The sequence below is a fragment of the Streptomyces sp. MspMP-M5 genome (genome assembly GCF_000373585.1).
In the GTDB taxonomy this organism is placed as follows: Bacteria; Actinomycetota; Actinomycetes; order Streptomycetales; family Streptomycetaceae; genus Streptomyces.
The window spans coordinates 277,345-302,710 of record NZ_KB891853.1 but is presented as its reverse complement, the minus strand read 5'-3'; the positions used below and the strand labels follow the sequence as shown (position 1 = coordinate 302,710).

Sequence of the window (25,366 nt, the reverse complement as noted above, 5' to 3'; positions counted from 1 at the left end):
ACGGGCTGGGGCGGCCGTTGCCGCCACGGCCCCGTACCATGGGGTGAGGCCGTGGCGTCGTGAAGCCCGGCAGGGCGCGCGTGCCGGACCGTACGCGATGCCATCCACGATTCCGGGAGAAGCGCCGCACTATGGCCACGCGCCACGACATCCGCAACGTCGCCATCGTCGCCCACGTCGACCACGGCAAGACGACCATCGTCGACGCCATGCTCAAGCAGGCGGGCGCCTTCGCCGCCCACGCCGCCGAGTCCCTCGACGACCGCATGATGGACTCGAACGATCTGGAGCGTGAGAAGGGCATCACGATCCTCGCCAAGAACACGGCGGTGAAGTATCACCCCAAGGACGGCGGGGAGCCCATCACCATCAACATCATCGACACCCCCGGCCACGCCGACTTCGGTGGCGAGGTCGAGCGCGGTCTGTCGATGGTGGACGCCGTCGTGCTGCTGGTCGACGCCTCCGAGGGCCCGCTGCCGCAGACCCGCTTCGTGCTCCGCAAGGCCCTCCAGGCCCGGATGCCGGTCATCCTGTGCATCAACAAGACCGACCGCCCGGACTCCCGGATCGACGAGGTCGTCAACGAGACCTACGACCTGTTCCTCGACCTGGACGCCGACGAGGACCAGATCGAGTTCCCGATCGTCTACGCCTGCGGCCGTGACGGCATCGCCTCGCTGACCAAGCCGGAGGACGGCACCGTCCCCGCGGACAGCACCAACCTGGAGCCGTTCTTCTCCACCATCCTGGAGCACGTCCCGGCCCCGACGTACGAGGAGGACGCGCCGCTCCAGGCGCACGTCACCAACCTCGACGCCGACAACTTCCTCGGCCGTATCGCGCTGCTCCGCGTCGAGCAGGGCGAGCTGCGCAAGGGCCAGACCGTCGCGTGGATCAAGCGCGACGGCAGCATCTCCAACGTCCGCATCACCGAGCTGATGATGACCGAGGCGCTCACCCGCAAGCCCGCCGAGAAGGCCGGCCCGGGCGACATCTGCGCGGTCGCCGGTATCCCCGACATCATGATCGGCGAGACGCTGGCCGACCCGGAGAACCCGGTCGCGCTGCCGCTGATCACGGTCGACGAGCCGGCGATCTCCATGACCATCGGTACCAACACCTCGCCGCTGGTCGGCAAGGGCGGCACGGGCAAGGGTGCGGCCGCCAAGGCCGCCGTCAAGGACCGCAAGGTCACCGCCCGCCAGGTCAAGGACCGCCTGGACCGCGAGCTGATCGGTAACGTCTCGCTGCGCGTCCTGGAGACCGAGCGCCCCGACGCCTGGGAGGTGCAGGGCCGCGGTGAGCTGGCGCTGGCCATCCTCGTCGAGCAGATGCGCCGGGAGGGCTTCGAGATGACGATCGGCAAGCCGCAGGTCGTCACCAAGGAGGTCGACGGCAAGACCTACGAGCCCGTCGAGCGGATGACCATCGACGTGCCCGAGGAGCACATGGGCGCCGTCACCCAGCTCATGGGCGTCCGCAAGGGCCGGATGGACAACATGTCCAACCACGGCTCCGGCTGGGTCCGCATGGAGTTCGTCGTCCCCTCCCGCGGTCTGATCGGCTTCCGCACGGAGTTCCTGACCAACACCCGCGGCACCGGTATCGCGCACTCCATCCACGAGGGCCACGAGCCGTGGTTCGGCACCCTGACGACCCGTAACAACGGCTCGCTGGTCGCCGACCGCGCGGGCGCGGTCACCGCCTTCGCGATGACCAACCTCCAGGAGCGCGGTGTGCTGTTCACCGACCCCGGCACCGAGGTGTACGAGGGCATGATCGTCGGCGAGAACTCGCGCTCCGACGACATGGACGTGAACATCACCAAGGAGAAGAAGCTCACCAACATGCGCTCCTCCTCGGCCGACTCCTTCGAGGCGATCGTGCCGCCGCGCAAGCTCTCCCTGGAGCAGTCGCTGGAATTCTGCCGCGACGACGAGTGCGTCGAGGTCACCCCGGAGGCCGTGCGCATCCGCAAGGTCGTCCTGGACCAGAAGGAGCGCGGCCGCACCGCGTCCCGCGCCAAGCACGGCTGACCCGGCCGCCACGGCTCTTCCCGGCGCCCCGTCGGACCCCACGGTCCGGCGGGGCGCCGCCGTATGCCCGTACGGTCCGGCGGGGCGCGGCCGGTGACGGGGCGTCGGTCATCCGAGGGGTTTCCCGGAGGGTCGGAGCAGTGGCTGCCGGTGCCGGGGTGCACCAGGCCCCACGGTGGGCTGTGATGTGGGCTACGGGTGGTCCCTGTGGCTACGTGTGACCCGGAGTCCGGACCGTGAGGAGGCGCCATGCGCGGAGCCGTGCGCGCGAAGTGGGCCGTCTGCGCGGGCGGCCTGGCCCTCGCCGCCACCGCCTGCGGGGGCGGCACCGCCGGACCGGGCGGCTCCGCCGTGGTCAGCGCCTCCTGGGGGGACCCGCAGAACCCGCTGGAGCCGGCCAACACCAACGAGGTGCAGGGCGGCAAGGTCCTGGAGATGCTGCTGCGCGGCCTCAAGCGCTACGACCCCAGGACCGGCGCCGCCGAGAACGTCCTCGCCGAGCGGATCGCGTCCACGGACGCCCGGCACTACACCGTGACGCTCAAGCCCGGCTGGGCCTTCAGCAACGGCGAGAAGGTCACCGCCAAGTCCTTCGTGGACGCCTGGAATTACGGCGCGCTGCTGGACAACAAGCAGAAGAACGCGTCCTTCTTCCAGTACATCGACGGCTTCGGCAAAGTGCACCCGGACCGGGGCCGGCCGACCGCGAAAACCCTCTCCGGACTCCGGGTGAAGGACGACCGGACCTTCACTGTGACCCTGAACCAGAAATTCTCCAGCTGGCCGGACACCCTGGGCTATGCGGCCTTCATGCCGCTTCCGCAGGCGTTCTTCCGCGACCACGACGACTGGCTGCGCAAGCCGATCGGCAACGGCCCCTATCTGGTGGATTCGTACACCAAGGGCAGTGTGCTGAAGATGCGGAAGTGGAAGAAGTACCCGGGGCCCGACCCGGCGCAGAACGGCGGGATCGATCTGCGGGTCTACACCGACAGCGACACCGCCTACACCGACCTCCAGGCCGGAAATCTCGACCTGGTCGACGACATTCCGGCCTCCCAGCTCAAGAACGTCCACGCCGATCTGGGCGACCGGTATCTGAACCAGCCGGCCGGCATCATCCAGACCCTCGCCTTTCCGATGTACGACCCGCGCTGGGGAAGGCCGGCGGCGGCGAAGGTGCGGCGCGGCCTGTCGATGGCGATCGACCGGCGGCAGATCACCAAGGAGATCTTCCAGAACACCCGCACCCCGGCCACCGACTGGACGTCCCCCGTACTCGGCGCCAAGGGCGGCTACAAGGCGGGCCTGTGCGGCGACGCCTGCGTCTTCGACCCGGCCAGGGCCCGGCAACTCATCACGGCGGGCGGCGGAATTCCCGGCGGCCGGATGACGATCACGTACAACGCCGACACCGGCTCGCACAAGGACTGGGTCGACGCCGTCTGCAACAGCATCAACAAGACGCTGGGGAACGACCGGGCGTGCGTGGGCAATCCCGTCGGCACCTTCGCGGACTTCCGCAACCAGATCGGCGCCCGGCGGATGACCGGGCCGTTTCGGGCCGGCTGGCAGATGGACTACCCGCTCATCCAGAACTTCCTCCAGCCGATGTACTACACCAACGCCTCCTCCAACGACGGGAATTTCAGCAACCCCGACTTCGACAAACTCGTCAACGAGGCCAACGCCGCCCCCGACACCCGCCGGGCGGTGGCGAAATTCCAGGACGCGGAGGGCGTTCTCGCCCGCGAGATGCCCTCCATTCCGCTGTGGTACCAGAACGGCAGCGGCGGTTATTCGGACCGGATCAGCAAGGTGCGGCTCAATCCGTTCAGCGTTCCGGTCTACAACGCGATCACGGTCGGCTGACCGCGAAGGCAGGCGCGCTCATGGGACGTTATGTGATCCGGCGGCTGCTGCAGATGGTCCCGGTCTTCGTCGGCAGCACCTTTCTGATCTTCCTCATGGTCTACGCGCTGGGCGACCCGGTCGCCGCGATGTTCGGCGACCGGGCGCCGGACCCCGCCACCGCGGCGCAGATCCGCCACGACCTCTACCTCGACCAGCCGCTGTGGAAGCAGTACCCGCACTATATGGGCCAGATCTTCCAGGGGAACTTCGGCATCGCCTTCAACGGGCGGCCGGTCACCGAGCTGATGGCCGGCGCCTTCTCGGTCACCCTCCGGCTCACCCTGGTCGCCGTCGTCATCGAGATGCTGGTGGGCATCGCACTGGGCGTCTTCAGCGGGCTGCGGCGCGGCCGCGGCATCGACACCACCGTGCTCGTCCTCACCCTCGTCGTGGTGTCCGTACCGACCTTCGTCAGCGGCTATCTGCTCCAGTTCGTCTTCGGCGTGAAGTGGGAGTGGGCCGCGCCGACCGTCGCCCTGGAGGCACCCCTGGGCCAACTCCTGCTCCCCGGACTGGTGTTGGCGCTGGTCTCGCTCGCCTACGTCACCCGGCTGACCCGCACCTCGATCGCGGAGAACGCCCGCGCCGACTACGTCCGCACCGCCATCGCCAAGGGCCTGCCCCGGCACCGCGTCATCACCCGCCACCTGCTGCGGAACTCCCTGATCCCGGTCGTCACCTTCATCGGCACCGATATCGGCGCGCTGATGGGCGGCGCCATCGTCACCGAGCGCATCTTCAACATCCACGGCGTCGGCTACCAGCTCTACCAGGGCATCCTGCGCCAGAACTCGCCCACCGTGGTCGGCTTCGTGACGATCCTGGTGCTGGTCTTCCTGATCGCCAACCTGCTCGTCGACCTGCTCTACGCCGTCCTCGACCCGAGGATCCGCTATGCCTGAGCCCCACGTCCCCAAGGAGGCCATCGGCCACGGCGACGGCGGCACCGCCGCGCTCGCCATCGGCGAGGCCGAGTCCCTCGAACGCGCCCCCGCCGCCACACCCCCGCCGCCGGGCGGCGAACCCACCGGCAAACCCCGCAGCCTGTGGAGCGACGCCTGGCACGACCTGCGCCGCAACCCGGTCTTCGTGGTCTCCGCGCTGGTCATCGTCTTCCTGGTGGTCATCGCCCTCTGGCCGCAGCTGATCGCCACCGGCAACCCCTACCGCGCCGACCTCGCCAGGGCCCAGGAGGGCGCCCGGCCCGGCCACCCCTTCGGCTACGACACCCAGGGCCGGGACGTCTACACCCGGGTCGTCTACGGCGCCCGCGCCTCCATCACCGTCGGCACCTGCGCCACCGCCGGCGCCGCCCTCCTCGGCAGCCTGCTCGGCGGCCTGGCCGGCTTCTTCGGCGCCTGGTGGGACACCCTGCTCTCCCGGCTCGCCGACATCTTCTTCGGCATCCCGGTGCTGCTCGGCGGGCTGGTCTTCCTGTCCGTGGTCACCAGCACCACCGTCTGGCCGGTGGTCGGCTTCATCGTGCTGCTCGGCTGGCCGCAGATCGCCCGGATCGCCCGCGGCTCGGTCGTCACCGCCAAGCACAACGACTACGTCCAGGCCGCCCGGGCCCTGGGTGCCGGCAACGGGCGGATGCTGCTGCGGCACATCGCGCCCAACGCCGTCGCCCCCGTCATCGTCGTCGCCACCATCGCACTGGGCACCTACATCGCCCTGGAGGCCACCCTGTCCTACCTCGGCGCGGGCCTGAAACCGCCCACCGTCTCCTGGGGCATCGACATCTCCGCCGCCTCCACCCACATCCGCAACGCCCCCCACATGCTGCTGTGGCCCGCGGGCGCGCTGAGCGTCACGGTGCTGGCGTTCATCATGCTCGGCGACGCGGTGCGCGACGCCCTCGACCCCAAACTGCGCTGAGGAGACGGCAGATGACCAACGGCGGCGCGCCCCCGGCGGAGCCCCTGCTCGACGTCCAGGACCTCCGGGTGGAGTTCCGCACCCGGGACGGGGTGGCCAAGGCCGTCAACGGCGTCAGCTACACCGTGGCGGCCGGCGAGACCCTGGCGGTGCTCGGCGAGTCCGGCTCCGGCAAGTCCGTCACCGCGCAGGCCGTGATGGGCATCCTCGACTCCCCGCCGGGCTTCGTCACCGGCGGCCGGATCCTCTTCCAGGGGCGCGATCTGCTCACCCTGGGCAAGGAGGAGCGCCGGAGAATCCGCGGCGCGAAGATGGCGATGATCTTCCAGGACGCGCTCTCCGCGCTGAACCCGGTGCTCAGCGTCGGCGCCCAGCTCGGCGAGATGTTCCGGGTGCACACCGGCGCCTCCCGCAAGGAGGCCCGGGGCAGGGCCGTCGAGTTGATGGAGCGGGTCGGAATCCCGGCGGCCCGGGAGCGGGTGGGGGACTACCCGCACCAGTTCTCCGGCGGCATGCGCCAGCGCATCATGATCGCCATGGCGCTCGCCCTGGAGCCCGCCCTGATCATCGCGGACGAGCCCACCACCGCCCTCGACGTCACCGTCCAGGCCCAGGTCATGGACCTGCTCGCGGAGTTGCGCCGGGAGTACCGGATGGGCCTGATCCTGATCACCCACGACCTCGGCGTGGTCGCCGACGTCGCCGACACCATCGCCGTGATGTACGCGGGCCGGGTCGTCGAGACCGCCCCCGTCCACCAGCTCTACAAGGCGCCCGCCCACCCGTACACCCGCGGTCTGCTGGAGTCCGTCCCCCGCCTCGGGCACAAGGGCCGCGAACTGCACGCGATCAAGGGCCTGCCGCCGAACCTCACCGCCATCCCGCCCGGCTGCGCCTTCCACCCCCGCTGCCCGCTGGCCCGCGACATCTGCCACACCGACCGCCCGCCGCTCTACGACGTCGGACCGGGCCGGGCCAGCGCCTGCCACTTCTGGCGCGAGACGCTCGAAGGGAAGGAGGCTTCCCATGGCGCCCGTTGAACCCCGCGAACTGCGTGGCCCCCGTGATCCGAGTGATTCCCGTGATCCGAGTGATTCCCGCGAACCCCTCCTCGAAGTCCGCGACCTGGTCAAGCACTTCTCGCTCACCCGGGGCGTGCTGATCAAGAAGCAGGTGGGCGCCGTCAAGGCCGTCGACGGGGTCTCCTTCCGGCTCCGGCAGGGCGAGACCCTCGGCATCGTGGGGGAGTCCGGCTGCGGCAAGTCCACCGTCGCCCGGATGCTGGTCGGACTGGAACGCCCGACGTCCGGTCAGATCCGCTACCGCGGCGAGGACATCACCCGCCTCTCCGGCCGCGCCATGAAGGCCGTCCGCCGCAACATCCAGATGGTGTTCCAGGACCCGTACACCTCCCTCAACCCCCGGATGACGGTCGGCGACATCATCGGCGAGCCGTACGAGATCCACCCCGAGGTGGCTCCCAAGGGCGACCGCCGGCGCAGAGTCCGGGAACTCCTCGAAGTCGTCGGCCTCAACCCCGAGTTCGTCCACCGCTATCCGCACCAGTTCTCCGGCGGCCAGCGGCAGCGCATCGGCATCGCCCGCGGCCTGGCCCTCCGCCCGGAGATCATCGTCGCGGACGAACCGGTCTCCGCCCTCGACGTCTCCGTCCAGGCCCAGGTCGTCAACCTCCTGGCCCGCCTCCAGGACGACTTCGGCCTCTCCTACGTCTTCATCGCGCACGACCTGTCCGTCGTCCGCCACCTCTCCGACCGGGTCGCGGTGATGTACCTCGGCAAGATCGCCGAGACCGGCACCGGCGAGGAGATCTACGACCACCCCACCCACCCGTACACCCAGGCGCTGCTCTCCGCCGTCCCGGTACCCGACCCCGAGGCCCGCGTCCACCGGGAGCGCATCCTGCTGAGCGGCGACGTCCCCTCCCCGGCCGACCCGCCGTCCGGCTGCCACTTCCGCACCCGCTGCTGGAAGGCCCAGGAGCTGTGCGCCCGCGTCGAACCACCCCTGGCCGTCCCGACCACCCTCCAGCACGCCCAGGGCCCGGAACGCCACGCCTCCGCCTGCCACTTCGCAGAGGAACGACGGGTGGTGCCGAGCGAGTAGCGGACGGACCGGGACGCGCCGGAGCCCGCCTCCCCACAGAGGGAAGCGGGCTCCGCTGCCGTCCTACGGGAGCGGCGGTCAGCTCTCCGCTGCGCCGTCCTCGTCGCCGGCAGCCTCCTCGATCGCCGCCAGCGCCGGGTCGAGCACGATGTCCTCGCCGCGGGCCGCGGTCGTCGGCTCCTCGGGGAAGTGGCAGGCGGTCAGGTGGCCCCCCGCGTTCCCGGAGAGCTGGACCAGCGGCGGCTCCTCCGTCGCGCACTTGTCCTGCGCCTTCCAGCAGCGGGTGCGGAACCGGCAGCCGGACGGCGGGTTGACGGGGGAGGGGACGTCGCCGGCGAGCCGGATCCGCTGCCGCTCCTCCTCGCCCTCCTCCAGCAGCTTCGGCTCGGGCACGGCCGACAGCAGGGCGTGGGTGTACGGGTGGCGCGGCCGGTGGTAGATCTCGTCGCGGGTGCCCACCTCGACGATCTTGCCGAGGTACATCACCGCGACCCGCTCGCTGAAGTGCCGGACGATCGCCAGGTCGTGGGCGATGAAGACGAACGCGATGCCCAGTTCGCGCTGGAGGTCCTGGAGCAGGTTGACCACCTGCGCCTGGATGGAGACGTCCAGCGCGGAGACCGGCTCGTCCGCGACGATCAGCTTCGGGTTCAGGGCGAGCGCGCGGGCCACGCCGATGCGCTGCCGCTGGCCGCCGGAGAACTCGTGCGGGAAGCGGTTGTAGTGCTCGGGGTTGAGGCCGACGGTCTCCAGCAGCTCCCGGATCTTCTTCTCCCGGCCGCCGGGCGGGTTGATCCCGTTGATCTCCATCGGGCCGCCGATGATCGTGCCGACCGTCTGCCGCGGGTTCAGCGAGGCGTACGGGTCCTGGAAGATCATCTGGATCTCGGAGCGGATCGGCGCCAGCTGCTTGCGGTTGGCGTGCGTGATGTCCTGACCCGCGTAGGTGACCTTGCCGGCGGTGGGCTCCATCAGCCGGGTCAGCAGCCGCCCGGTGGTCGACTTGCCGCAGCCGGACTCGCCGACCAGACCGAAGCTCTCGCCGGCGTGGACCGTCAGGTCCACCCCGTCGACCGCCTGGACGGCCCCGACCTTCCGCTTGAACGGGAAGCCGCCGTAGATCGGGAAGTGCTTGGTCAGCCCCTCGGCGGTGAGCAGGGCCTCGCCCCGGGGCGACGCGGCGGCGTCGGGCGCGGGGAGGGTGTCGTTCTTGGCCATGGTGGTAGCTCCCTAGCCCAGCCGGGGCTTGATCTGCTCGGTGAAGAAGGTCTGCTTCTGCTCGGCGCTCAGGTGGCAGGCGGCGGCCCGGCCCAGCGCCAGCGACGGGCGCTCGCCGGTGCAGCGGTCGCCGTCGACCTCCGCGGTGAACGCGCACCGCGGGTTGAAGGCGCAGCCCGACGGCGGGTTGAGCAGGCTCGGCGGGGAGCCCGGGATCGGGTGCAGCTCCTCCTCGACGTCCGAGGAGAGCCGCGGCATGGAGCTGAGCAGGCCCCAGGTGTACGGGTGCCGGGGCTCGGTGAGGATCTCCCGGACCGAACCGCGCTCCACCGCCCGGCCGGCGTACATCACCAGCAGGTCGTCGGCGGTGTTGGCGACCACGCCCAGGTCGTGGGTGATCAGGATGATCGCGGAGCCGAACTCCTGCTGGAGGTCCTTGAGGAGGTCCAGGATCTGCGCCTGGACGGTGACGTCCAGGGCGGTGGTCGGCTCGTCGGCGATCAGCAGCTGCGGGTTGCAGACCAGCGCCATGGCGATCATGGCGCGCTGCCGCATACCGCCGGAGAACTGGTGCGGGTAGTCGTCCACCCGCAGGTTGGGCTGCGGGATGCCGACCTTGGTCAGCATCTCGATCGCCCGCTGCCGGCCCTCACGCTTGCTCGCGCCGGTGTGCTTCATGAACGGCTCGGCGATCTGCCGGCCGACGGTGTAGTACGGCGACAGGGCGGTCAGCGCGTCCTGGAAGATCATCGCCATCTTGTTGCCCCGGAGCTTCTCCAGGGTCTTCTCCCGGGCGCCGGTCAGCTCCTGGCCGTCCAGGTGGATCTCACCGGTGATCTCCGTGGACTTGGGGTTGTGCAGCCCCAGCACGGCGAGGTTGGTGACGGACTTGCCGGAGCCCGACTCGCCGACGATGCCCAGCGTCTTGCCGCGCTCCAGGTCGAAGGAGAGGCCGTCGACCGCCTTGACGATGCCGTCCTCGGTGGAGAAGCGGACATGCAGGTCGCGGACGGAGAGGAAGGTGTCGCTGCCGGATCCGTTCGGGACCGGCGTCTCCTCGGTCTTGGTGGGTGTGGTCACGTCTAGCTCTCCTAGGACAGGCGCACGCGCGGGTCGATGAACGCGTAGGCCGCATCCACAACGATGTTGAAGACCAGGATCAGGGCGGCGCTGAAGAGGAGCACGCCCATGACCATGGGCAGGTCGAGCGTCTTGACGGAGTCGATCGCCAGCCGCCCGATACCTGCCAGCGAGAACGCATATTCGGTGATCATTGCGCCACCGAACAGCGAGCTCAGATCGATGCCGAGGATGGTGACGATCGGGATCAGCGAACCGCGCCAGGCGTACCGCAGGAAGACGTAACGCGCCTGCATCCCCTTCGCCTTGGCCGTGCGGACGTGCTCTTCCTGGAGCTGCTCGATCATCGTCGAGCGCGCCATACGGGTGTACTGCGCGGTGAAGATCGTCGACATGACCAGCCACGGGATCAGCAGGCCCATGAACCAGCCGGCCGGATCGCTGGTCAGGTTCACGTACTTGGGCGCGGCCATGATCCCGCTGTAGACGAAGATGCCCAGCACGATCGGCCCGAGGATGTAGATCTGCACCGAGCTGAGGATCATCGACGCGCCGGTGACGGTCTTGTCCAGCAGCGTGCCGCGCTTCCAGGCGGCCAGCAGGCCGGTGCCGAGGCCGATCACCAGGAAGGCGACGGCGCCGCCGACGGCCAGCGACGCCGTGGTGGGCAGCCGGTCGATCATCGTCGACCAGACGTCCTGCTTGGTGGCGAAGGAGTAGCCGAAGCAGGGGGCGCTGCAGTGGCCGAGGCTGAAGTCGCGGCCGGCGAAGATGCCGACGAGGAAGTGCCAGTACTGGACCGGCACGGGCTGGTCGAGGCCCAGGTTCTGGTGGATCAGGGCGATGTTGTCAGCGGTGCAGTTCTTGCCGCAGGCAAGCGTCGCGGGGTCACCCACCGAGAAGAAGATGAAGAACGTGAAGGCGCTCAGCAGGACGAGGGTGACGACCGCGCCGAACGTCCGGCGAAGTAGGAAGGGAAGCATGGCAATTCGCTGCTCTCAGGACGGCGGCTGCAGTGGGGTGAGGGGGCGGGAAGGCCCCGGAGACGCGCGCTCCGCCGTGCGCGCGCTCCGGTGTGCCTCCGTGCGGTGATCGCTTCGCTTACTTCTTGACGAACAAGGTGTTCACGTCGAGGTAGCCGGCCTCGACGTTGTAGCGGATGCCACCGATCTTCGAGCCGTACAGCTGCAGCACCTTGGTGTAGTAGATCGGGCTGGCCGGGTCGACCTTCTCCACGATGTAGTGGTGCAGCTTCTGCCACTCCTCGGTCTGCTTCTTCGCGTCCGTCATCTGCTGGATCTTGTCGATCTCGTCGCTGATGCGCTTGTCACGGACGTGCGAGTAGTTGGACGCGCCGTCCGCGATGGTGCGTCCGTCGTACGACGGCGGGATCACCGTGGAGGCATCCGCCCAGTCCTGGCCCCAGCCGGTCATGTAGATGTCGTAGCCGTTGTCGACCTTGCTCATCTGCTGGTACCAGGAGGCCGCGTCGACCTCCTTCTTCTGCACGTTGAAGCCGGCCTTGCCCAGTGCGTCGGCGATGGCGACGGCTTCCTGCTGCCGGATCTCCGTGTTGGCGTAGGCGTAGACGAGCTTCATGCCCTCCTTGCCGGCTTCCTTCAGGAGCTGCTTGGCCTTCTCCGGGTCGCCGTTGGGCTTCTTCAACTTGCCGTAGGGGTCGTAGCCCTTCTCGTAGCCGGCGACGGTCGGGGAGAACAGACCGCCGGCGTTCTCACCGCCGTAGCTGCCGCCGTTGATCCGCACGATCTGGGCGTTCGGCATGGCGTAGGTGATGGCGTCACGGATCCGCTTGTCCTTGATGCGGTCCATGTTCATGTTCATCTGCCAGACGTAGACCGCGTAGCCCTGCACCAGTCGCTTGCTGGCGCTGGCGTCGGTCAGTACCTGCCTGGTCAGCGTGGGCTCGACGAGGTTGGAGAAGCCGATCGCGGTCTTGTCCACGCCCTGGTCGGCCATCAGCCGCTTGGTGTAGTCGGAGTACTGGTGGTTGAAGCTGATGCTGAAGCCGTCCGGGTACTGCTGGCGCACCGCGTCGGTCTTCGGGTTCCACTTGGGGTTCCGCACCAGCTCCATGGACTTGCCGGCCTTGAACGACGCGATCTTGTACGGGCCGGCGCAGACCGGGGCGACGTCGTACTTGTCCTTGGTGTCCTTGTCGCTGTCCGGAACGGCGCTGTAGCCCGCCTGGGCCAGGGCGTAGGGCAGCTGGGTCTGCGGGTTCTTGAAGTGGAAGATGATGGTCTTGTCGTCCGGGGTGTCCAGGACGGACTTGGGCAGGTGGTCGCCCTTGTACGGACCGTCCGGCAGCGCCTTGCGGTAGGCCGAGCCCGCACCCGACAGCCACTGCTGGACGTAGGTCGGGCCCTCGGTGATGAACGGGGCGTAGGTGCGCTCGATGGTGTGCCGGATGTCCTTCGAGGTGATCGGCTGACCGTCCTCGAACGTGATGCCGTCCTTGAGCGTGTACTTCCAGGTCTTGCCGCCGTCGGACATCTGACCGGGGTCCGTGGCGAGGTCACCGACGAGCGTCTGGTTGCCCTTGTCGTCCTGCTTGTACGTGGTCAGACCGCGGAAGATCAGCTTGGCCAGCTGGCGCATGTCGCTGACGTACATCTGGGCGGGATCCAGGTGGTTGAAGCTGTCCCGCTGGTAGACGGTGATGGTGCCGCCGGGCTGGGCGCCCGCGACGGGGGCGGCGGGGCCGGTGGACTGGGCGGCGGTGCCCAGCGGCACCACCTTCGACTGGGCCGCCGCGTCCTGGTCCGTCTGCGACTTGTCCTTGCCCGTGCCGCCGCCGCTGCTGCATCCGGTGAGCGCGAGTGAACCGGCCGCCAGGGCCACGATCACCGCGCGTGCTCTACGCGTGGAGAGTGTCTTCATGAGGATCCAAGCACCTGCCTGTCAGTCGTTGTCCAGATGTGCTGTCGGACGCATCCGGTACGGTTCCGGAGCCGTGGGGGTGACAGCAGGCCCCCTCAAATGGACGATCAACGCCCGGACTTGGGGTCGAAGGCGTCCCGTACCGAGTCCCCGAGCAGGTTGAAGCACAGCACGAAGATCACCATCGCGGCGCCGGGGAAGAGCAGGAAGGTCGGGTCGTTCTCGTACACCATGCCGGCCGTGTGGAACAGCCGCCCCCAGTCCGGGGTCGGCTCCATGATGCCGACGCCCAGGTAGGACAGGCCGGCCTCCGCCGTCACGAACAGCGGGAGCATGTAGGTGCTTTGCACGAGGATCGGGGTCACCACGTTCGGCAGCAGTTCCTTGGTGATGATCCGCCAGGGGGAGGCGCCGGTGATCTTCGCCGCCTCGACGAACTCCCGCTCGCGCAGCGACAGCACCTGTCCGCGCAGCAGCCGGGCCAGCCCCATCCAGCCGAGTGCCCACTGCACGAGGATCAGCGCGATGGCGCGGACGTAGGTCGGGGTCTCGTCGCCCGGCGGCACGAAGACCGCCACCACCACGGGCATGAAGGCCACGAACGTCAGCTGGCTGGGGAAGGCGAGCAGGAAGTCGATCACCCGGCCGAGCCAGTAGTCGGTGCGGCCGCCCAGGTAGCCGGCGGTGACGCCGAGGACGGTGCCGGTGACGACCACGAGGACGGTGACCGCCAGCGAGATTCCGAGCGAGGTCCGCATCCCGTAAAGCAGCTGGGTGAACAGATCGCGGCCCAGGGACGGTTCGATGCCGAACCAGAAATCGCCGGAGATGCCGCCGTTGGCCCCCATCGGATAGCCGAACTCGTCCAGAAGACTGGGGTTATCGCTGCCGTACAGCGTGTACGGATCTTTCCCGTAGATCGAGGCGATCACCGGGGCCAGGGCCGCGATGACGAAGAAGGCGAGCACGACGATCCCGCAGATCACGCCGCTGCGGTCGCGCTTGAAGCGCGCCCACATCAACTGTCCGGGGGAACGGCCGACCAGCTCACCGTCCTTGCCCTTCTTTTCCTTCTTCAGACCCTTGGCCGCAAGTCCCGGGGTTTCGGACTTGCCTGTGGCGGTCTGGGATGGACTGGTCATCGCGAAGTGCCCCCGCGCCGAGTTCTCTTGGAACGTGAAGCGGCACCGGTCGCACCGCTGGATGAGCGCGACTTTCGCAAGTGATTTACGGCCGAGTCAAGGGTATGCGGTGTGGTTGTGCACAGGTCGTCCGCTTCTTGAGCGAAGATTGCGCAGATCGTCGCCCTGGCGTGCTTGACACGCGATTGTCATGTACGGCAAGTGGGGTAAATCGGTACCAAACGCCTTAACGTGAAGGCAACTTGCCTGTCGCATCACCGATATACGGACGCTTCATGCTGAACAACGTACGGCCGTGCGGGTGCCGTAGGCCGGCCGGGGGCGCCAGCGGTCCCCCCGGCCGGCCACCGATTTGTGCGTGTTTCGTGCCCCGCTCCCTCTGTGCCTGTTGTCCGATCGGCGAGATTGGAGTAGACCTGCGGTAGCGCCTTCACGAATGCGGGGGTGCTGTGGACGTCGTGGGTCACCGACGCGGACGGGGCGGGCCGTGTCCACGGTGCGGTCGAGTCGTCTCACCGGCGGTGCGCGCCGCACCGCCGCATCCGCCTGCCTGCTGCTCGCCGCCTCCGGCGCGGCCTGGCTCGTCCGGGACGCGGTCGCCCTCCCGCGGCCGGCCGACGTACTGGCGGGGCCGCTCGGCTCGCGCCCGGGGCGGCGGCCCGCCGCGCGGCCTCCGTCTGCGATCCGCTGCTTGTCGCGGCCCTGCCCGGCCTGCCGGACGTCACCGCCGGCGCCCGGCCGCCCGAGGCGTACGGGGGCGCGCCGGACGCGGCGCGCCCTCGCTATGCCCCGCCCCCGCCCTCTGCGCCCCCACCGGGCTGGTGAGCACCGGCCGGCCGGTGCTCAGCCGATCCCCAACGACCTCTTGAGGAACTCCACCTGGAGCAGCAGCAGATTCTCGGCCACCTGCTCCTGGGACGCCATGTGCGTCACCCCCGTCAGCGGCAGCACCTCGTGCGGCCGGCCCGCGGCCAGCAGCGCCGAGGAGAGCCGCAGGGAGTGCGCCACGACCACGTTGTCGTCGGCCAGGCCGTGCACGATCAGCATCGGGCGGTGCGGCTCCACGGCCCCCGACAACCCCTCGTCCGTCACCAGGGAGTTCAGGGCGTAGGCCGCCGGCTCCTCCTCGGGGTGGCCGAGATAGCGCTCCTGGTAGTGCGTGTCGTACAGCCGCAGATCGGTGACCGGCGCGCCCACCACCGCGGCGTGGAAGACGTCCGGCCGGCGCAGCGCGGCCAGCCCCGCCAGATAGCCGCCGAACGACCAGCCACGGATCGCCACCCGCTCCAGATCCAGGGGGAAGGAGCCGGCCAGCGCCTCCAGGGCGTGCACCTGGTCCTCCAGGGCCACCGGCCCGATCCGCCGGGAGACCGCCTTCTCCCACGCGGGGGAGCGGCCCGGGGTGCCCCGGCCGTCCGCCACGATCACCGCGAAGCCCTGGTCGGCGAACCACTGGGACGTCAGGTGGGCGTTGTGCGCGGCGACCACCCGCTGGCCGTGCGGGCCGCCGTAGGGGTCGAGCAGCACCGGCAGCGGGCCGTCGCCCTCCTGATGACCGGTCGGCAGCAGCACCGCGCACGGGATGCGGCGCTCCCCGGCGAGCACCAGCCGCGGCCGGGCGGTGAGACTCGGCGTCTCGGCATGCGAGCCGACGACGGTCAGCACCTTCTCGCCGCCGTCCGGATCCAGCCGCACCACCTCCGAGCGGGTGCCCGGCCGCTCCAGCGACGCCTGGGTCAGCACCATCAGCTCCCCGCCGCGCACCGCCGAGGACACCGTCGGATACGGCCGCTCGCCGACCCGCTCCCATCCGCCCTGGTCGCCGCTGCCGCGGAACCACGCCCGGTAGACGCCGATGTCGTGCATGTCCGCGCCGCTCGCCGAGAACAGGACGTCGTCCGTGCCGATGTCCAGGACCGCCCGGACGTGCAGTGGCTCTCCCGTCAGCGGCCGGTCGCCGACGAAGAGCTTGCGGGCGCCGCCCTCGTCGGCGATCCGCACCAGCCGCCCGTCCGGCGTCCAGGCCGGAGCCCCCGGGAACGGCTCGACCCACACCTCGTCCTCGTCCTCGTGCACCGCGGTGGTCGCGCCGGTGTCGGTGTCGACCGTCAGATAGCGCTGGGCGCGCTGGTCCCGGGTCTGGACGAGGAGGAGCGGCGGCCCGGACGCCGACCAGTGGACGCGGGCGAGATAGGGGTAGCGCGCGGTGTCCCACCGGACGTCCGTACGGGAGCCGTCCAGGCCGAACAGCGCCAGCGTGACCTCGGCGTTGGCGGTGCCGGCCGCCGGATACCGCACCTCGGCGGGCTCGCGGTCCGGATGCGCGGGGTCGGCGATCCACCAGCGGGCCACCGGCGTCTCGTCGACCCGCGCGGCCAGCACCCGGTCGCTCTCCGGGGACCACCAGAAGCCCCGGTGGCGGCCCATCTCCTCGGCCGCGATGAACTCCGCCAGCCCCCAGGTGACCTCGGGCCCGTCGGGCTCCGCCAGCGCCCGGTTCCCGTCCGCATCGCCGGCCCCGGCACCGGTGCCGTCCGCCGCGACGACCCGCAGCGCGCCGTTCGCCACATATGCCACCCGGCGGCCGTCGGGGGAGGGGCGCGGGTCCACCACCGGGCCCGCCGCGCGGAGTTCACGGGTGGTCCCGGCCCGCAGCTCGGAGACGAAGAGCCGCCCCGAGAGCGCGAAGGCGGCCAACTCCACGGCGGCGTCGACCGCGTAGCCGACGATGCCGGCCGAGCCCTCGCGGCTGCGCTCGCGGCGCGCCCGCTCCTCGGCCGGGAGCTCCTCGTCCGCGCCGGCCAACAGGGCGCTCGGGTCCGCGGCGGTGAACTCCCGCCCGTCGGCCGGATCGAGGACCCACAGCCGCTGGCTGCGGTCGGTGCCGCCGGCGGAGCGGAGGAAGACGACACGGGTGCCGTCGGGGGAGAGGGAGAAGTCACGCGGGGCGCCGAGCGTGAAGCGCTGGGTGCGCGCGGAGTGCCGGGGGAAGGGCAGCTGTCCGGTCATGGCGCCGAGCCTACGGCCGATGGGCCCGGTCGGCGCGGGTCTGTGGAAAACGTCGTGCGCCCCCGCCGTGCTCCGGTGCACCGACTTATGCGCACGGACGGAAAGTTATGATCCCTTGCGCGCCGTGGGTACGGGGTAAAGAGCCCTTGGCATACCCGGGTACGTGGCGTCGGGCCATCGGCTCCCGTACCGTCAACTCTGTCCGGACCGTGTGTACTTGGAGGTGAGCCGCCGTGGCACTCTCGATTTCGGCGGTGGTGCTGCTGGCGATCATCGTCTTCTTGCTGATCAAGAAGTCCGGGCTGAAGGCGGTGCATGCGTTCGTCTGCATGCTGCTGGGCTTCTATCTGGCCAGCTCGTCCGTCGCTCCGACGATCAAGAGTCTGACCACCAACGTCGCGGGCATGCTCGGCGGCATCAAGTTCTGACCGCGAAGTTCTGATCGCGTCCCGGCGTCCTGCCGGGACCGCCTCGGCCCTCCGGTCCCGTCTTCCCGCGGGCCCCGCGGCCGGCCGCCCCGATCGGCTGCGGAGGCCGCGACGCGCGGCTCGTAGGCTGTCCGCATGACCTCCCAGCCGTCGCCCGCCGCCGCCCCGAGCGGAGCTGCCGCGCAGCGCAGTGACACCGCCGCTCCCGCCCGCCGCCTCCTCCTGGTGCACGCACACCCGGACGACGAGTCGATCAACAACGGCGTCACGATGGCCAAGTACGCGGCCGAGGGCGCGCTGGTCACGCTGGTGACCTGCACCCGCGGCGAGGAAGGCGAGGTCATCCCGGTCGAGCTGGCCCACCTGGCGCCGGACCGCGACGATGCCCTGGGACCCCACCGGGTCCGCGAGCTGGCCGCGGCGATGGCCGCTCTCAGGGTCAGTGACCACCGCTTCCTCGGCGGCCCGGGCCGCTACCGCGACTCCGGGATGATGGGCGCGCCCCAGAACGACCGTCCGGGCTGCTTCTGGCAGGCCCCTGTGGACGAGGCGGCGGCCCACCTGGTGGCCGTCGTCCGCGAGGTGCGCCCCCAGGTACTGGTCACCTATGACCCGAACGGCGGATACGGCCACCCCGACCACATCCAGGCCCATCGCGTGGCGATGCGGGCCGCGGAGCTGGCCGCGCGGGCGGACTTCCGGCCGGATCTCGGCAGCGCGTATGCGATCGAAAAGATTTACTGGAACTGCACCCCGCGCTCGGCGGTCGAGGCGGGTCTGGCCGCGGTGCGCACGGCCGGGCACGGCTTCGCCGGGGCCGCGGCGGTGGACGACGTCCCGGGCGTGGTCCCGGACGCCGAGGTCACCGCGTCGCTCGCGGGCGCGGGCGCGTATGCGGACGCGAAGGCCGCGGCGATGCGCGCCCATGTGACGCAGATCGTGGTGGACGGGGCGTTCTTCGCGCTCTCCAACGACCTGGGGCAGCCGCTGTTCACCACCGAGCACTACCGGCTGGTCCACGGGACGTCCGGCGCGGCCGCCGGGGAACGCGAGGACGATCTCTTCGCGGGCATCGGCGAGTCGGCCGGTTTGGTGGGTATGGAGGAGAGTGCCCGAATTGAGGAGGCGGCGGAATGACCACGTCCAAGGGTGGCGGGGCCGCGGACAAGGGCGGCCGTGACGGCGACGCGGACGAGAAGCGGCGGACGCGGGCGTCCGGCGGCGGCCCGCCCGCGGCGCGCGGCGGCACCCCCGCGGCGCCGCCGGGCCGGCCCGCACCGGGCGCGCCGCTGACGCCGGGCCGGGTGGGCCTCTATGCCCTGCTGCTGGTCGCGGGCGTCCTGGTCGCGTTCGCCGGAACGCTTCTCCAAGCGGCCTGGTTCCCGGGCGGGTTGCTGCTCGCCCTGGCCGGCCTCGCCGGCCTCTTCTACGGCGGCGCCCGCGCCACCGGTACGGGGGGCGGCGTGCTGGTGCCCGGTGCCGCCTGGTTGGTGACGGTGTTCCTGCTGCTCAGCGACGTCCGGCCGGAGGGCGACTTCCTGTTCGGCCCGGGGCTCGGCTCGTACGCCTTCCTGTTGGGCGGCATCGTGATCGCTGTGATCTGCGCCACCGGGAGCCAGCTGCGTGCTACGGGCGTCTCCCACGGCCGAGTTGGCGGATGACGTGGTTCATACCAGGACGGATGCGGCGCGGTTCCGGGCGGCCGGCCGCGCTGCGGGGACGCCGGCCGGTGCGGCGGTGTTCCCGCGCACCTCGGGTGCCGTCCGGCGGCGGCCAGTATGGTGGTGCGCGCCGCCGCGCCGCCCTGGGGGCGGTCCCCCGGCCAGCGCTGGGGTCTCCCCCACCCGGCCCGAGGCCGGAGATCATCTCTGACGAGCGGCGGAGCCAACCGGGAGAACCTGCTTTGAGTCGTGAATCTGACAGTTCGTCCTCCGGCCCCCGGGGCCGTGGCGGAGCCGTGTACCCGTCGGGGACACCGCCCTACGGCTCGCCCAGGGGAGAGGCCGGCGAGACGCCGGTGCCCGGAGCCGCGGACCGGCCGGAGGAGCCCAAAACCGAGACCACGCTGACGACGCGGATCAAGATCAACATTCCGGGGTCCCGCCCCATCCCGCCGGTCGTCGTGCGCAAGCCCGTCGGTGAGGAGTCCGGCATGAACGCATCGGCTGCATCCGGCGGTTCCGCCGGTTCGCCCGGTTCCCGGGGAACGTCCGGTCCGTCCTTCGGCGGCGAGCGGGCCGCCGAGCGGACGGCGGAGACACCGCGGCCGGAGGCGGCGGCGGACGAGGCGCCCGCCGCCCCGAAGGAGAAGACGACCAGCGACTGGTTCTCGCCGCGCAAGGCCCAGGGCCAGCCCGGCGGCGGTCAGGCGCCGGCCGCCGGTGCTCCCTCGACGCCGGCCGCGCCCGGGGCGGCGGACGGCAAGTCCGCGCAGCGCCCGGACCTCCCGTACTTCTCGGACGCCCCGGCGGCCTCCGGGCCGGCCCCGCGGAGCGGCGGCGCGCCCTTCGACGGCCCCCGCGGGCGCGGCGGTTCGCCCTACGAGCGCGATCCGCTCGGCGGCGATCCCCTGGGCGCGGGCCCGCTCGGCGGCGATCCCCTGGGCGCCCCCTTGGCCGGCGATCCGCTGGCCGGCGACCGGCCGGCCGGCGAGCGGTCCGGGAGCGACGCCCTCGGTGGCGACCCGCTCGGCGGCGACCCTCTCCGGAGCGACCCCCTTGGGAGCGGTCCTCTCGGGAGCGACCCGCTCTCCGGTGCCTCCCCGTTCGACAGCGCCCCCCGGGGGGAGGCGTCCCCGTTCGACGGCGCCCCGCGCGGCGGTTCGCCGTTCGACGGCCCGGCGCAGCCCGCCCGCGACCGCAACCCGTTCGAGTCCCCCGCCGGCGGTTCCCCCAGCGGTCCGACGACGGGCCCGGCGCGCGGCGACTCGGCGCTCGACCTCCCGCCCGGATTCAGCGACCCCAGCGCCGGCAAGAGCGCCGCGGGCCGGCTGAGCGACGACACCGCCGAACTCACCCCGCAGCCCCCGGCGCCGCCCGCCGGCCCCGGAGTCAGCGGCGGCATCACGGGCGGCCTGGCCGGCGCCCGGAAGGACAAGGGCGCCGGCCCCGGCCCCAAGGGCGGCCCGAAGAGCGGCGGCCCCGGAGGCCGGGTCTCCGGCGACACCCTCGTCAGCGGCATTCCCAAGGTGCCCGGGAAGGACGGCCCGGCGGCCGCCGGCCCGTTCGCCGGGGTGTCCGGCGGCGACGAGGACAGCGCCGCCCCCAAGCCGCGCCCCAAGATCCCCGAGCCGATCAACCCGCCCAAGAAGGGCCGCAACAAGCTGGTGCTCGTCGGCGTCGCCGTCGTCGTCCTGGCCGGTGTCGCCTACGGCGCCGGACTGCTGCTCGACCACTCCGACGTCCCCAACAACACCACCGCCCTCGGTGTGGAGATCGGCGGCAGCTCCAAGGACGACGCGGTCAAGAAGCTGGAGACCGCCCTCAAGGACCGCCGCACCGCACCGCTCAAGATCACTGTCGACGGCAAGTCCGAGACCCTGCTGCCGTCCCGGGCGGGCCTGGACATCGACCTCCAGGCGACGGTCCGCAACGCCGCCGGCCGGGACTACAACCCGGTCTCCGTCATCGGCTCGCTCTTCGGCGTCAAGCGCACCGCCCAGCCGGCGGTGATCACCGACAAGGAGAAGCTGGCGGTCGCGCTGCAGAACCTCGCCGGCCCCGCGGCCGCCGAGGCGGACGGCGGGATCACGTTCGAGAACGGCAAGGCCGTGCCGCACTACGGCGTGCCCCACAAGGCGATCGACGCCGCGGCCTCCGAGAGCAAGATCACCGACGCCTACCTCAACCGCGTCAGCACCGGCAGCGACGCCCCCGTGGTGCTCGCCGCCACCACCCAGCAGCCCAAGGTCGACAAGGCCGCGGTCGACAAGGCGCTCAAGCAGTTCGCCGAGCCGGCGATGTCCGGGCTGATCACGGTCCGCACGGGCCCCCAGCACACGGTCTCGTTCAGCCCGCAGAAGTCCATTCCGAAGTTCCTGTCCTTCAAGATCGTCGGCGGCGATCTGGTGCCGTACTACGACCGGTCCGCCCTCAAGGAGCTCTACGGCAACACCTTCGACGGCGTCATGGTGACCAAGGGCGACGGCAGCAAGCACCCGGTCAGCGTCGAGGAGGTGGCCGGCGCCGTGGGCAAGGCGCTGCAGGGCAAAACCCCCGCCGAACGCGTCCAGACCATCGCGACCAACGGCAGCTGACGCCCACCCCACCCACCCCGACCGCCACAGACGCGGAAAGCACAGGTCAGAGGCCCTCTCGGGAAATCCTCCGGGATTCCCCCAGGGGGCCTCACCCATGACACCTGTCATACGGAACTGCAGCCCGGCGACACTGCCGGACGGTCCGGCGATCCGCGAAGCTGAATGCCATGACGACGACAGCTACCACCCCAGCCACCACCGCGCAGGACGCGGGACGGGCCCCGGTGGTCAGCTTCCAGGGGGTCGGAAAGAGTTACGGCGCGGTGCGCGCGGTGGCCGATCTGCACCTGGAGCTGCACCCCGGCGAGACCGTCGCCCTCCTCGGCCCGAACGGCGCCGGCAAGTCCTCCACCCTCGACCTCCTCCTCGGCCTGCGCACCCCCGACACCGGCACGGTGTCCCTCTTCGGCACCACCCCGCAGCGCGCCATAGAGCAGGGCAGGGTCGGCGCGATGCTCCAGAGCGGCGGCCTGATGGACGGTGTCAAGGTCCGGGAGCTGGTCCGGCTCGCCCGCGATCTGCATCCGCACGGCTATCCGGTCGACCAGATCCTCGCCGGCGCCGGGATCACCGAGATCGCCGACCGCATGGTCGGCAAGCTCTCCGGCGGCCAGGCGCAGCGGGTCCGGTTCGCCCTCGCCACCGCCGGCGCCAACGACCTCATCGTGCTGGACGAGCCGACCACCGGCATGGACGTCTCCTCCCGGCAGACCTTCTGGGGCGCCATGCGCCGCCAGGCCGACGAGGGCCGCACGGTCCTCTTCGCCACGCATTACCTCGAAGAGGCCGACGCGATAGCCGACCGCGTCATCGTGCTGCACCGCGGCCGGGTGCTGGCCGACGGCACCTCCGCCGAGATCAAGGCCCGCGCCGGCGCCCGCCGGATCAGCTTCGATCTGGCCGGGCCCGCCGACCGCGCCGCCCTGGAGGCGCTGCCGCACCTCACCACCCTGTCGGTGTCGAACGCCGGCTCCGGGAGCACCGTCCGCATCCAGTCCCGGGCCGCCGACGCGACCGTGCACGCCCTCTACGGCCTCGGCCTCTACCCGCGCAACCTCGAAGTCTCCGGCCTCGGCCTGGAGCAGGCGTTCATCGCCCTCACCACCGCCGAGGAGGCGGCCCGATGACCACTCTGATCAAGCTCGAGATCCTCCGCTCGCTGCGCAACAAGAAGTTCATGTTCTTCTCGGTGATCTACCCGCCGGCGCTCTACCTGATCATCGCCGGCGGCGCGGACCGCAAGCCGATCCCCGGCACCGGTCTCGACATGGGCCTGTACTACATGGTCTCGATGGCGGCGTTCGGCGCCATGACCGCCGTCCTGCTGGGCAACAGCGAGCGCATAGCCAAGGAGCGCGAGCAGGGCTGGGTGCGCCAGCTGCGGCTCACCGCCCTGCCCGGCCGCGGCTATGTCGCCGCCAAGATAGCCGCCGCGGCGACGGTCAGCCTGCCCTCGATCCTGCTGGTCATGATCGCCGCCGCGGCCGTCAAGGGCGTCCGCCTCGAAGCCTGGCAGTGGCTCGCCATCGCCGTCGGCACCTGGCTCGGCAGCTTCGTCTTCGCCGCCCTGGGCGTCGCCATCGGCTATCTGGCCAGCGGCGACGCGGTCCGCCCGGTCTCCATGCTCTGCTTCTTCGGGCTGGCCTTCCTCGGCGGCCTGTGGATGCCCATGACGCTGCTGCCGCAGTGGGTGCAGAACATCTCCGAGTGGCTCCCGACGCACGCGTACGCGGCGCTGGGCACCGCGGTCGAGGCCGGCGGCGCGCCCCACGTCAAGGACATGGCGATCCTCCTCGGCTACCTCGTCCTCTTCGTGGGTGGTGCAGCCTGGCTCTATCGCAAGGACACTCGAAAGGCATGAGACCGGTGGAGACGAAGAGCGCATTCGACGACCGCAACCTGGTGCTGATCGGTCAGCGGCCGCGCAGCCGTCGCCAGGCCCTGCGCAAGTCGATGTGGATCGCCGTCTGGCTGCTCTACCTCGCCGGCCCGGTGGGGGAGCTCAGCAGCCACGGCGTCGGCACCGCGCAGCGGGTCTGGGGCTTCACCGGCCTCGCGCTCTTCCTCCTCTCCTATGTCGTCCTGATCTTCCGCCATGTGTGGCGCAAGCCGCCCAACGCACCGCAGCGGTACGCCCCGCTGGCGGCGATGGTGGTGCTGTCCGTCGCCCTTACGTGGACCCTGGGCTTCTCCTGGCTGGTGCTGTTCATCTTCACCAGCGTGGCCTCCGCGGTGGTGCTGCCCTGGCGGCGCTCCCGCTGGGCCATCCCGCTGGTCACCGCGCTGGTGATAGCCGTCGGCGCCCGCTATCCGGAGATACGCAACTACTACCTCTTCGCCTACGCCCTGCCCGCCCTCGGCAGCGGCTTCGTCATGATCGGCGTCCAGAGCCTCATCCGCACCACCCAGGAGCTGCGCACCGCCCGGGAGGAGGTCGCCCGCCTCGCCGCCAACGAGGAGCGGCTGCGCCTCGCCCGCGATCTGCACGACCTCCTGGGCCACTCGCTCTCCCTGATAACCCTCAAGAGCGAGCTGGCCGGCCGGATGCTGCCCGGCCGCCCCGAGGACGCCGCCCAGCAGGTCGCCGACATCGAGCAGGTCAGCCGCCAGGCCCTGGTCGACGTCCGGGAGGCGGTCACCGGCTACCGCCGTCCCCGCCTGGCCGTGGAGCTGGCCGGCGCACGCGCCGCGCTGCGCACCGCCGGTATCGCGCTCACCGTCGACCCGGCCCTGGAGGACGAGCCACGCGGACTGACCGCCGACACCGAGGGCGCGCTGGCCTGGGCGCTGCGCGAGGCGATCACCAACGTCGTCCGGCACAGCGGCGCCCGCCGCTGTGAACTGCTGCTCACCGAGGAATGGGAGGCCGACGACCGCCACTACCTCTGCCTCACGGTGAACGACGACGGCAACGGCCCGCTCCGCACCCAGCGCGACGGCAACGGCCTCAACGGCCTCCGTGAGCGGCTGGCCCTCACCGACGGCCACCTGGAGACCGGCCCGGCCCCCGGCTCCCGCGGCTTCGCCCTGCGCGCCTACGTCCCCCGGCACACCCCAGCCCCCACCCCCGATACCCCGACCCCCATACCGGACACCTCCCCGGAACCAGCAAACGGCCAGCTCTAGGCCGGCCCCAGAGCCCACCGGACGGCGCGCGGGACTCGCTGGCGGTGCCGCAGCAAGATCTGCCTCGTGGCGCGCCGGTCCGCCAAGTGGTGCACGGCGCCCGCCCAGCGGTGTGCAAGGCCCGTCCAGCGGTGCGTGAGTTCCACCCCGCGGCACGCGCCACCGCCCCGCAGTGCACCAGCCCCACTCCCGTGCCCCGTGCGCCCGCCGTCGCACCCAGGCGCCGGCCGCCCGCCCTCCATCAGGCCG

At 71.0% G+C, this 25,366-nt stretch carries 19 protein-coding genes; 13 read left to right on the top strand and 6 right to left on the bottom strand.

What is annotated here, in order from left to right:
• The first annotated feature begins 131 nt into the window (after positions 1–131).
• The 6 genes from typA (at position 132) to B073_RS0101335 (ending at position 7,955) form a co-directional block, all read left to right on the top strand.
• Positions 132–2,039 (top strand): translational GTPase TypA, encoded by a 1,908-nt coding sequence (gene typA, locus B073_RS0101360; protein ID WP_018536296.1) that lies wholly within the window; start codon positions 132–134, stop codon positions 2,037–2,039.
• A 249-nt stretch (positions 2,040–2,288) separates the two neighbouring features.
• Positions 2,289–3,911: a peptide ABC transporter substrate-binding protein gene (locus B073_RS0101355; RefSeq protein WP_018536295.1), complete on the top strand. Its 1,623-nt coding sequence runs from the start codon at positions 2,289–2,291 to the stop codon at positions 3,909–3,911.
• Positions 3,912–3,931: 20 nt separating this feature from the next.
• Positions 3,932–4,855, top strand: a complete 924-nt coding sequence (locus B073_RS0101350) for an ABC transporter permease (protein ID WP_018536294.1) — start codon at positions 3,932–3,934, stop codon at positions 4,853–4,855.
• Complete coding sequence (locus B073_RS0101345; RefSeq protein WP_018536293.1) at positions 4,848–5,831, top strand: ABC transporter permease; 984 nt, start codon at positions 4,848–4,850, stop codon at positions 5,829–5,831. The genes B073_RS0101350 and B073_RS0101345 overlap by 8 nt, the downstream gene beginning before the upstream one ends.
• 11 nt (positions 5,832–5,842) lie before the next feature.
• On the top strand, positions 5,843–6,871 hold the full coding sequence (locus B073_RS0101340; RefSeq protein ID WP_018536292.1) for an ABC transporter ATP-binding protein: 1,029 nt from the start codon (positions 5,843–5,845) through the stop codon (positions 6,869–6,871).
• Positions 6,858–7,955 carry an ABC transporter ATP-binding protein gene (locus B073_RS0101335; RefSeq protein WP_018536291.1) on the top strand — a complete coding sequence of 366 codons (1,098 nt, stop codon included), beginning with the start codon at positions 6,858–6,860 and terminating at the stop codon, positions 7,953–7,955. The genes B073_RS0101340 and B073_RS0101335 overlap by 14 nt, the downstream gene beginning before the upstream one ends.
• A 78-nt stretch (positions 7,956–8,033) precedes the next feature.
• Here B073_RS0101335 and B073_RS0101330 read toward each other — a convergent pair whose 3' ends face one another.
• The 6 genes from B073_RS0101330 to B073_RS0101305 all read right to left on the bottom strand — a co-directional run bounded on the left by B073_RS0101330 (position 8,034) and on the right by B073_RS0101305 (position 17,305).
• Positions 8,034–9,173, bottom strand: a complete 1,140-nt coding sequence (locus B073_RS0101330; RefSeq protein ID WP_018536290.1) for an ABC transporter ATP-binding protein — start codon at positions 9,171–9,173, stop codon at positions 8,034–8,036.
• 12 nt (positions 9,174–9,185) lie between these two features.
• The gene (locus tag B073_RS0101325) at positions 9,186–10,253 is read right to left on the bottom strand and encodes an ABC transporter ATP-binding protein (RefSeq protein ID WP_018536289.1); all 1,068 of its coding nucleotides are present in this window, start codon (positions 10,251–10,253) and stop codon (positions 9,186–9,188) included.
• Between the two features lie 11 nt (positions 10,254–10,264).
• A complete protein-coding gene (locus B073_RS0101320; RefSeq protein ID WP_018536288.1) occupies positions 10,265–11,236 on the bottom strand; it encodes an ABC transporter permease in 972 nt (323 codons plus the stop codon).
• Positions 11,237–11,354: 118 nt separating this feature from the next.
• Complete coding sequence (locus B073_RS0101315) at positions 11,355–13,154, bottom strand: ABC transporter substrate-binding protein (RefSeq protein ID WP_026246936.1); 1,800 nt, start codon at positions 13,152–13,154, stop codon at positions 11,355–11,357.
• A gap of 107 nt (positions 13,155–13,261) precedes the next feature.
• Entirely contained in the window at positions 13,262–14,296 is a 1,035-nt protein-coding gene (locus tag B073_RS0101310) for an ABC transporter permease (RefSeq protein ID WP_018536286.1), read from the bottom strand.
• 843 nt (positions 14,297–15,139) lie between these two features.
• Positions 15,140–17,305, bottom strand: coding sequence for a prolyl oligopeptidase family serine peptidase (locus B073_RS0101305; protein WP_018536285.1), 2,166 nt, complete (start codon positions 17,303–17,305; stop codon positions 15,140–15,142).
• A 233-nt stretch (positions 17,306–17,538) separates the two neighbouring features.
• Between B073_RS0101305 and B073_RS0101300 the strand changes: the two genes are divergently transcribed.
• From B073_RS0101300 to B073_RS0101270, 7 genes are all read left to right on the top strand, one after another.
• Positions 17,539–17,733, top strand: coding sequence for a hypothetical protein (locus B073_RS0101300; RefSeq protein WP_018536284.1), 195 nt, complete (start codon positions 17,539–17,541; stop codon positions 17,731–17,733).
• A 135-nt stretch (positions 17,734–17,868) separates the two neighbouring features.
• Positions 17,869–18,870: an N-acetyl-1-D-myo-inositol-2-amino-2-deoxy-alpha-D-glucopyranoside deacetylase gene (gene mshB / locus B073_RS0101295; RefSeq protein WP_018536283.1), complete on the top strand. Its 1,002-nt coding sequence runs from the start codon at positions 17,869–17,871 to the stop codon at positions 18,868–18,870.
• Complete coding sequence (locus tag B073_RS0101290) at positions 18,867–19,394, top strand: DUF6113 family protein (RefSeq protein WP_018536282.1); 528 nt, start codon at positions 18,867–18,869, stop codon at positions 19,392–19,394. Before mshB ends, B073_RS0101290 begins: the two co-directional genes overlap by 4 nt.
• Positions 19,395–19,636: 242 nt before the next feature.
• On the top strand, positions 19,637–21,988 hold the full coding sequence (locus B073_RS0101285; RefSeq protein ID WP_026246935.1) for a hypothetical protein: 2,352 nt from the start codon (positions 19,637–19,639) through the stop codon (positions 21,986–21,988).
• Positions 21,989–22,158: 170 nt separating this feature from the next.
• A complete protein-coding gene (locus tag B073_RS0101280; RefSeq protein WP_078507846.1) occupies positions 22,159–23,118 on the top strand; it encodes an ABC transporter ATP-binding protein in 960 nt (319 codons plus the stop codon).
• Positions 23,115–23,852, top strand: coding sequence for an ABC transporter permease (locus B073_RS0101275; RefSeq protein WP_018536279.1), 738 nt, complete (start codon positions 23,115–23,117; stop codon positions 23,850–23,852). The genes B073_RS0101280 and B073_RS0101275 overlap by 4 nt, the downstream gene beginning before the upstream one ends.
• A complete protein-coding gene (locus B073_RS0101270; protein WP_037810640.1) occupies positions 23,849–25,117 on the top strand; it encodes a sensor histidine kinase in 1,269 nt (422 codons plus the stop codon). Before B073_RS0101275 ends, B073_RS0101270 begins: the two co-directional genes overlap by 4 nt.
• Positions 25,118–25,366: the final 249 nt, after the last annotated feature.

Bases quoted from the DNA above. Each gene is read 5' to 3' on its own strand.
- typA (WP_018536296.1), top strand. From the start codon at position 132: ATGGCCACGCGCCACGACATCCGCAACGTCGCCATCGTCGCCCACGTC.
- B073_RS0101355 (WP_018536295.1), top strand. From the start codon at position 2,289: ATGCGCGGAGCCGTGCGCGCGAAGTGGGCCGTCTGCGCGGGCGGCCTG.
- B073_RS0101350 (WP_018536294.1), top strand. From the start codon at position 3,932: ATGGGACGTTATGTGATCCGGCGGCTGCTGCAGATGGTCCCGGTCTTC.
- B073_RS0101345 (WP_018536293.1), top strand. From the start codon at position 4,848: ATGCCTGAGCCCCACGTCCCCAAGGAGGCCATCGGCCACGGCGACGGC.
- B073_RS0101340 (WP_018536292.1), top strand. From the start codon at position 5,843: ATGACCAACGGCGGCGCGCCCCCGGCGGAGCCCCTGCTCGACGTCCAG.
- B073_RS0101335 (WP_018536291.1), top strand. From the start codon at position 6,858: ATGGCGCCCGTTGAACCCCGCGAACTGCGTGGCCCCCGTGATCCGAGT.
- B073_RS0101330 (WP_018536290.1), bottom strand. From the start codon at position 9,173: ATGGCCAAGAACGACACCCTCCCCGCGCCCGACGCCGCCGCGTCGCCC.
- B073_RS0101320 (WP_018536288.1), bottom strand. From the start codon at position 11,236: ATGCTTCCCTTCCTACTTCGCCGGACGTTCGGCGCGGTCGTCACCCTC.
- B073_RS0101315 (WP_026246936.1), bottom strand. From the start codon at position 13,154: ATGAAGACACTCTCCACGCGTAGAGCACGCGCGGTGATCGTGGCCCTG.
- B073_RS0101310 (WP_018536286.1), bottom strand. From the start codon at position 14,296: ATGACCAGTCCATCCCAGACCGCCACAGGCAAGTCCGAAACCCCGGGA.
- B073_RS0101305 (WP_018536285.1), bottom strand. From the start codon at position 17,305: ATGACCGGACAGCTGCCCTTCCCCCGGCACTCCGCGCGCACCCAGCGC.
- mshB (WP_018536283.1), top strand. From the start codon at position 17,869: ATGACCTCCCAGCCGTCGCCCGCCGCCGCCCCGAGCGGAGCTGCCGCG.
- B073_RS0101290 (WP_018536282.1), top strand. From the start codon at position 18,867: ATGACCACGTCCAAGGGTGGCGGGGCCGCGGACAAGGGCGGCCGTGAC.
- B073_RS0101280 (WP_078507846.1), top strand. From the start codon at position 22,159: ATGACGACGACAGCTACCACCCCAGCCACCACCGCGCAGGACGCGGGA.
- B073_RS0101275 (WP_018536279.1), top strand. From the start codon at position 23,115: ATGACCACTCTGATCAAGCTCGAGATCCTCCGCTCGCTGCGCAACAAG.
- B073_RS0101270 (WP_037810640.1), top strand. From the start codon at position 23,849: ATGAGACCGGTGGAGACGAAGAGCGCATTCGACGACCGCAACCTGGTG.